The following is a 1,356-nucleotide window of genomic DNA, read 5'->3' on the forward strand; positions in this document are numbered from 1 at the left end:
GGGCCTTCCCCCGTGGTGGTGGACACGCGTTGGCATGTCATGCGGCCAGCGTGAGCTTAGCCGTGTGGTGTCGGTGTTCGTATTCGTTGGGGCTGAGGTGGCCGTTGGCGGAGTGCCGGCGGCGGGTGTTGTAGCGGGTCAGCCAGGCGAAGACGGTTCTCCTGCAGGTGGCCCGGTCGCCGTAGTCGCGGGCGCCCTGGAGGGTCTCGCGTTTCAGGGAGGCGTGGAAGCTTTCGCAGGCCGCGTTGTCCGCGCTGCTGCCGATGGCGCCCATCGACCGGGTAACCCCGAGCTGGTCGCAGAGGTCGGCGAAGGCCCGGGAGACGTATTGCGACCCGTGATCGGAGTGGAACACGGCCCCGTCCAGGCCGCCGCGGGTGCGGGCGGCCATCCGCAGGGCGTCGGCGACCAGGTCCGCGCGCATGTGGTCGGCAATCGACCAGCCGACGACCTTGCGGCTGAAGCAGTCCAGCACCGTCGCCAGGTAGAGGAACTCCCCGTTCTCCAGGGGCAGGTAGGTGATGTCGCCCATGTATTTCAGCCCCGGCCGCGGGGCGGTGAAGTCCCTGCGGAACAGGTCCGCGACCACCGAGGCCGCAGGGTCGGACACCGTGGTGCGGACCTTTCTGCGCAGGCGGATCCCGGTGATGCCGAAGGCCCTCATCACCCGTGCCACCCGCTTCTCGTTGACCCGTATCCCGGCGTCGTGGAGTTCGGCGGTGATCCGGGGCGAGCCATAGGCACCGCCGGAGGAGCGGTGAAGGGCACGGATCTGCTCGGCCAGGACCTGGTCGTCCTGCTGCCGGGCCATGCGGGCGTCCGTCCCGGCCCGCCACTTGTAGTAGCTGGACCGGTTCACGTTCATCACCTGGCACAGCCGCTTCACCCCGAAGGCGTCCCGGTGGTCCTCGACGAACTTGAAGCGGCTCACCAGTTCGTCTCTCCGGCGAAATACTTCGCGGCCTTGCGCAGGATGTCCCGCTCGGTCGCCAGCTTGCGTTCGCTGGTCTCGAGCTCGGCGACCCGAGCTTCCAACTGCCGGATCCGCTCATCCGGATCACTGGCCGGCGCCGCCTGGCCGCCCCGGGCCGGAGCTTTGCCGCCCGCCGGCTGGGCGGCCGGACCGACACCGCGGCGTTCACGGTCTCGCAGCACCCAGGCTCGCAGGGTGTTCCTGTTGATGCCCAGGTCTGCGGCGATGCCCTTGTAGGTCGCCCCGGGCGTGGACTCGTACAGGGCCACGGCATCGGCCTTGAACTCGTCCGAGTAGTCCTTCATCGCCATCGGCGGTGTTCTCGCTTCCTCCGGATCAAGCAGACCCAGTATCAGCGTGTCCACCATTCAGGGGGAGGCCCC

General features: G+C 68.8%; 1 protein-coding gene. It reads right to left on the reverse strand.

Going from position 1 to position 1,356, the window contains the following annotated elements; genetic code table 11:
• Positions 1–37 precede the first annotated feature (37 nt).
• Positions 38–1,284 (reverse strand): IS3 family transposase gene (locus ACFY3J_RS38815; protein WP_390842890.1). Its coding sequence is split into 2 segments (ribosomal slippage): positions 38–942 and positions 942–1,284, totalling 1,248 coding nucleotides; the frame shifts between segments, so codons are not numbered across the junction.
• Positions 1,285–1,356: the final 72 nt, after the last annotated feature.

Source organism: Streptomyces sp. NPDC001231 (assembly GCF_042896885.1).
In the GTDB taxonomy this organism is placed as follows: Bacteria; Actinomycetota; Actinomycetes; order Streptomycetales; family Streptomycetaceae; genus Streptomyces.